Origin of the sequence: Corallococcus sicarius (assembly GCF_003611735.1) — a bacterium.
Lineage (GTDB): Bacteria > Myxococcota > Myxococcia > Myxococcales > Myxococcaceae > Corallococcus > Corallococcus sicarius.
In genome coordinates this window covers 1-6,524 of record NZ_RAWG01000426.1, presented here as the reverse complement: position 1 = coordinate 6,524, position 6,524 = coordinate 1, and the positions used below count along the sequence as shown (strand labels likewise).

The window sequence follows — 6,524 nt, the reverse complement described above, 5'->3', positions numbered from 1 at the left end:
ACCCTGCCCCGGGCCTGAGGCGCCCAGGCTCCGGAGCCCCGGAGCCTGCCGCCCGGGGGCTCAAGCCGGCCGGCCGGACGTCCCCTCGCAAGGCGTTCGCGGGACGTTTTGGGGGCGTAGGAGGCGTGCTGCCAGAAGCTTTCTGACGGGAGCTTGTCAGGAGGGAGCCTGCTGCCCTAAGCCGGCATCCCATGTTGCCGCCCGTGGATGTCTCCGCCCCCGACGAACGCCGCAAGCGCCTTCTCCTCCTCGCGGGGCTGTGGGTGGCCCTCGCGGTGGTGCTCTTCGCCTTACGCTCGGTGGTGATGCCCTTCGCGGGCGCCGCGCTCATCGCGTACCTGGTGCAGCCGCTGGTGGCGCGCATCACGCGGTGGAACCTGGGCGGCCGCTCCGTGCCCCGGTGGGTGGCCATCCTGCTCATCTACGCGGGCTTCTTCCTCGCGGTGTACCTGTTCTTCGTCGCGCTGGTGCCGCAGCTCTACCGCGAGGTGGTGCGCGTCAGCCGCGAGATGGCGGGCTTCGCCAGCGCGCTCACGCCGGAGCACGTGCAGACGCTCGCGCAGCGCGCGGAGACGTGGCTCAACGTGTACGGCATCCCCGTGGCCCTGTCGGACCGGGCCATGGAGGGCGCGGCGGCGGGCACCTCCGGCAACTTCAGCCTCGCGCTGGACCTGGAGCAGATGCTCACCGACGCGGTGGCCCGGGGCACGTCGCTGGTGCGCGAGAACCTGGCGGACATCGTCAACGTGTCGCGCCGCATCGTCGGCGAGGTGCTGGCCGGCGTCTTCATGCTGTTCTTCATCCTGATGGTCGCCGCGTTCTTCTCCATCGACGCGCAGGCCATCCGCCGCTACTTCGGCACGCTGGTGCCCGCGGAGTTCCTGCCCGACGCGAAGACGCTGGTGGCGCGCATCGACCGGTCGCTGTCCGGCGTGGTGCGCGGCCAGTTCACCATCTGCGTCGTCAACGGCGCCCTCACCCTGGTGGGCCTGCTGCTGTTCGGCGTGAAGTTCGCCTTCCTGCTGGCCACCATCGCCACGCTCTTCAGCCTCATCCCCATCTTCGGCACCATCATCAGCTCGGTGCCCATCATCGTCATCGCGCTGGCGGACGGCGTGCAGAAGGGCTTCGCGCTCCTCCTGTGGATCATCGGCATCCACGCGCTGGAGGCGTACTTCCTCAACCCGAAGATCATGGGCGAGGCCGCGCGCATCCACCCGGTGGTGGTGGCCTTCTCCCTCATCGCGGGCGAGCGGCTCTTCGGCCTCTGGGGCGCGCTGTTCGCCGTGCCGGTGGCCTCCATCGCCGTGGCCTGCTTCGACTACGCGCGCCTCAAGGCCCAGCCGCCCCCGCTCGTCACCGCCACCGCCCCGCAGCCCGTCAGCGCCACGGACGCCGCCCCGGCGGCCTGAATTCCCTGACCTGGGGTGGGGCTTGGGCCCCCCAAGCGTCCACCGGTGAAAAACAGGAGGGGAACGCCCCCCTCCCCCTGGCCATCCGGAAAGTGAGTGCTTAATCCATCGCGCCCCTCGTCTTCCGAGGCCGCGCGTCATGACCTCCACCCCGCCACAGGCCCCTGACTTCCGAACCCTGTTCGAAGCCTCGCCGAACGCGTACCTGGTGCTGACGCCGGGGTTGATCATCGTCGCGGCGACGGACGCGTACCTGCGGATCACCCAGACGCGGCGCGAGGCCATCCTCGGCCGCCACCTCTTCGACGCCTTCCCCGACAACCCCCGTGACCCGATGGCCAACGGGGTGAGCAACCTGCGCGCGTCCCTGATGCACGTGCTCGCGACGGGCGTCCCGGACGCGATGGCGGTGCAGCGCTACGACATCGCCCGGCCCGACCCGTCGGACGGTGGCGACTTCGACGTGCGCTACTGGAGCCCGCACAACTCGCCCGTGTTCGACGGGGACGGGACGCTCCGCTACGTCATCCACCGCGTGGAGGACGTGACGGCCTTCATCCACCAGAAGCAACAGGCCGCCGAAGAGAGCCAGCAGCACGCGGAGCTCCAGGTCCGCGCGGGCGAGATGGAGGGAGAGATCTTCCAGCGCGCCCAGCAGATCCAGGAGGCGAACCAGCAGCTGCGCACCGCGAACGAGCAACTGGGCGAACTGGACCGGCTCAAGTCGGAGTTCTTCGCCAACGTCAGCCACGAGTTCCGCACGCCGCTGACGCTGATGCTGGGGCCCACGGAGGACCTGCTCGCGGGGCGCGCGGGCGCGCTGTCGGACGAGGCCCGCAAGGAGTTGGAGCGCGTGCACCGCAACGCGCGCCGCCTGCTCAAGCTGGTGAACGCGCTGCTGGACCTGTCGCGCCTGGAGGCCGGCCCGAAGGAGGAGCGCTTCGTGCCCGCGGACCTGGCCGCGCTGACGACGGACGCGGCGAGCAGCTTCCGCTCCGCCATGGAGCGCGCGGGCCTGAAGCTCACGGTGGACTGTCCACGCGTGTCGGCGCCCGTGTACGTGGCGCCGGACCTCTGGGAGCAGATCGTCCTCAACCTCGTCTCCAACGCGTTCAAGTTCACGCTCCAGGGCGGCGTCACGCTGCGCCTGCGCGAGCACGGCCGGTGGGTGTCGCTGGAGGTGGAGGACACCGGCTCGGGGATCCCCGCGCCGGAGCTGCCCCGCCTCTTCGAGCGCTTCCACCGCGTGCCGGGCACGGCGTCGCGCACGCACGAGGGCACGGGCATCGGCCTCGCGCTGGTGCAGGAGTTCGCCCGGCTGCACGGCGGCACCGTGGGGGTGAACAGCCAGGAGGGCCAGGGCACGACCTTCACCGTCACCCTGCCCCTGGGCCATGCGCACCTGCCGCCGGAGCGCATCCGCGCCACGCCCCACCCGCGCTCCGCGGCGCGCGAGGCCACGACGGCCTACGTGCAGGAAGCGCTGCAGTGGAGCCCCAACCCGCCGAAGGAGCTCACGCAGTCCTCCCGCGCCCCCGCGCCGTCCCAGGAGACGCCCGCCCGGGAGGCGCTGCCCCGCGCGCGCATCCTGCTCGCGGACGACAACCGGGACATGCGCGACTACATCCAGCGCGTGCTCTCCACCGACTACGAGGTGGAGGCGGTGAAGGACGGCCAGAAGGCGCTGGAGGCCGCGCTGGAGAATCCGCCGGACCTGGTGCTGTCGGACGTGATGATGCCGCGCCTGGACGGCGTGGGCCTGCTGCGGGCCCTGCGCGCGGCGCCGCGCACGCGCGAGCTGCCCATCCTCCTGCTGTCCGCGAAGGCCGGCGAGCAGGCCACGGTGGAGGGGCTCACCTCCGGGGCGGACGACTACCTGGTGAAGCCCTTCTCCGCCGGGGAGCTGCTGGCGCGCATCGCCTCCAACCTGAAGCTCGCGCGGATGCGGCGCGAGGTGGCGGACGAGCGGGCCCGCTCCGAGGGGCTCTCCGAAGCGCTGCGGGGCCGGGACGACTTCCTCTCCGTGGCGGCGCATGAGCTGCGCACGCCGCTGACCGCCTTCCAGCTCCACCTGGACCTCGTCGAGCGGGGCCTGGGCAAGGACGCGCCGCCCAAGGTGCTGGAGCGCCTGAAGCAGGCCCGCGCCTTCATCCGGAGGCTGGCGGCGCTCGTGGAGGTGCTGATGGACGTGTCGCAGATCACCAGCGGCCGGCTGAAGCTCGCGCGCACCGACGTGGACCTGGCGGAGCTGCTGGTGGAGGTGACGCGCTTCGCGGAGGAGGAGGCCCGCCGCGACGGCACGCAGCTCACCGTCACCGTGCACGGGCCGGTGACGGGCGCCTTTGATCCGTCCCGCATCTCCCAGGTGGTGCACAACCTGGTGTCCAACGCGCTGAAGTTCGGCCGGGGCCGGCCGGTGGACGTGACGCTGCGGCAGGACGGCGAGTGGGTGCGCCTGTGCGTGGCGGACCGGGGCATCGGCATCCGGCCGGAGGACCGGGAGCGCATCTTCGGGCGCTTCGAGCGCGCCGTGTCCACGCACCACTACGGCGGCCTGGGCCTGGGGCTCTGGGTGTCGCGGCAGGTGGTGGAGGCCCACCAGGGCCGCATCGACGTGGAGGACACGCCGGGCGGCGGCACCACGTTCCGCGTGACGCTGCCCGTGAAGGAGGCCCCGTCGCCCGCGGCCGCTGCCCTCTCAGGCTGAAGGCAGCGGGCAGGGGCCCCGGCCGCTACTGGCAGGCGCCAGCGCAGCGAGCCTCGCGGCACACCGGGATGCAGCGGCCACAGTCGATGCTGTCGGGGGGACAGGTCCCGTCGCACCGCACGCCGGCGCAGTTGGGGCCCACCGAGCGGTGCGTGACGGCGTTGCCCTCACCGCAGCACGCGCTCGCCACGCAGTCCGAGTCGTCGTAGCAGACCGCGCTGGACAGCACGGGCGGCGCGTCCTCGATGGGCAGGTCCTCCACCCCGATGTCGCACCCCGCCAACAGGCCCAGCGTGACGCCCGCGATAGCGCGGGCGAGAGAACGGACGAAGCGGGGACGACGCATGTTTGGAGCTCCTTGACCGGCAGACTACCGGTTCATCGAGCCCAGGAACTCCGCGTTCGCCGCCGTCGGACGCATGTGCTTGAGAACGAACTCCATCGCGTCGATGGGGGTGAAGGGGTGGAGCACCTGGCGCAACGCCGTAATGCGCACCAGGTCCGACTGCGACAAGAGGAGTTCCTCCTTGCGCGTGCCGGATTTGTTGATGTCGAGCGTTGGGAAGATGCGCTTCTCCATCAACTTCCGATCCAGGACGATTTCGGAGTTACCCGTGCCCTTGAACTCTTCGAAAATCACTTCATCCATGCGGCTGCCGGTGTCGATGAGGGCCGTGCCGATGATGGTGAGGCTGCCGCCCTCCTCGATGTTGCGCGCGGCGCCGAAGAAGCGCTTGGGCTTGTGGAGCGCGTTGGCGTCCACGCCGCCGGAGAGGATCTTCCCGGACGCCGGCACCACCGTGTTGTAGGCGCGCGCCAGACGGGTGATGGAGTCCAGCAGGATGCACACGTCGTACTTCTGTTCGACGAGGCGCTTGGCCTTGTCGATGACCATCTCCGCCACCTGCACGTGACGCGTGGCGGGCTCGTCGAAGGTGGAGGACACCACCTCGCCGCGCACGCTGCGCTCCATGTCGGTGACTTCCTCCGGACGCTCATCCACCAGGAGGACGATGAGGTACACGTCCGGGTGGTTGCGGCTGATGGCGTGCGCGATGTTCTGCAGCAGCACCGTCTTGCCGGCCTTCGGGGGTGCCACGATGAGGCAGCGCTGGCCCAGGCCGATGGGGCAGAACATGTCGATGATGCGCGTCGTCATCTCCGACGACTCGTGCTCCAGCTTGAGCTTGCGCGTCGGATACAGCGGCGTGAGGTTGTCGAACAGGATGCGCTCGCGCGCAGCGTCCGACATCGGGTCCTCGAAGTTGACCTTGTCCACCTTCTGCAGCGCGAAGAAGCGCTCGCCCTCGCGGGGCTGGCGGATGGGGCCCGTGACGGTGTCGCCGGGCCGCAGCGTGAAGCGGCGCACCTGCGACGGCGACACGTAGATGTCGTCCGGGGACGGCTGGTAGTCGCTGTCGGAGCTGCGCAGGAACCCGAAGCCGTCGCTCAGCAGCTCCAGCACGCCCTCGGCGTGGACCTCGAAGCGCTTGTCCGCGATGCCACCCAGCAGCGCGAAGATGAGGTCCTGCTTCTTGAGGCCCTGGTAGCCTTCGACGCCCACGTCCTGGGCCATCTTCGCCAGCTCGATGATCTTCATCCGCTTCAGGTCATTGAGCTTGATGACCTGCATCGGCGCGCCGTCGCGGTCCACCTCCGTGATGGCGGGGGACTCCGCGGACTCCTGCGGGGCGGGCGTCGCGGAAGCCGCGTCCTCCGACTGCGTCTCCTCCGAATCCGCGCGGAACTCCTGGAGCTCGTCGTCGCGCACGGGGCGGGAGATGGGCGTGAGCACCGGGCGGGGCGCCTCGGCGACCACCTCCAGGGCCTCCTCGACGGGGGCCTCCTCCCGGCGGGCCGGCGCACGGCGTGAGCGCGGCGCGGGCTTCTCCGCCTCCTTCGCCACCGCGCGCTTGCGGCGGGGCTTCTCCTCCGCGGCGACGAACGGGGGCGCGACTACCTTCTCTCGGGGGGAACGGGCTTTGGCCATGACAGTCAGCAGACGGAATGGGGGGGAAGCGCCCGAAGGCTCGGGCAGGCTGTACGCGGGACGTTTTCCGTCCGCGCGGCGCTCGGAAGCACCTTCCAGGAGGGCAGCACCACCCGGGTCCATGAACGGGACCGGAGGGCGCGTGGGCCTGTGGTTGGGAAGAGACGACGCGGGGGAACCCCTGCGTCAGGAACCGCCCCGGAAACTATTGACCCCCTCCAGAGCTGTCAAGGCATCCGTGCCTTGAACCGTCCCGTTTTTTCAGGGGGTTGCACTGGAGGGAGGGGCTTTCACCACCAGGGAATACGCCATGTAGCTGAAATTCGGGCCTACCGGGGTGCGTGCCGCACCTCCGCTTCCTGGAACACGCGTCGCGGGGCGCCCCCTTCCCCGCGGGCGGCGGGGACTCCAACCC

Annotated in this window: 4 protein-coding genes; 2 read left to right on the top strand and 2 right to left on the bottom strand. The window is 70.6% G+C overall.

What is annotated here, in order from left to right; genetic code table 11:
* The first annotated feature begins 191 nt into the window (after nt 1-191).
* Both D7X12_RS37700 and D7X12_RS37695 read left to right on the top strand, forming a co-directional pair.
* The gene (locus D7X12_RS37700; RefSeq protein ID WP_120630018.1) at nt 192-1,412 is read left to right on the top strand and encodes an AI-2E family transporter; all 1,221 of its coding nucleotides are present in this window, start codon (nt 192-194) and stop codon (nt 1,410-1,412) included.
* Between the two features lie 139 nt (nt 1,413-1,551).
* Nucleotides 1,552-4,119, top strand: a complete 2,568-nt coding sequence (locus D7X12_RS37695) for an ATP-binding protein (protein ID WP_120630017.1) — start codon at nt 1,552-1,554, stop codon at nt 4,117-4,119.
* A 25-nt stretch (nt 4,120-4,144) separates the two neighbouring features.
* On the opposite strand, the gene D7X12_RS37690 is transcribed toward D7X12_RS37695, so the two are convergent.
* Both D7X12_RS37690 and rho read right to left on the bottom strand, forming a co-directional pair.
* The gene (locus D7X12_RS37690; protein WP_120630016.1) at nt 4,145-4,465 is read right to left on the bottom strand and encodes a hypothetical protein; all 321 of its coding nucleotides are present in this window, start codon (nt 4,463-4,465) and stop codon (nt 4,145-4,147) included.
* Between the two features lie 24 nt (nt 4,466-4,489).
* A complete protein-coding gene (gene rho, locus D7X12_RS37685; protein ID WP_208719542.1) occupies nt 4,490-6,109 on the bottom strand; it encodes a transcription termination factor Rho in 1,620 nt (539 codons plus the stop codon).
* Nucleotides 6,110-6,524: the final 415 nt, after the last annotated feature.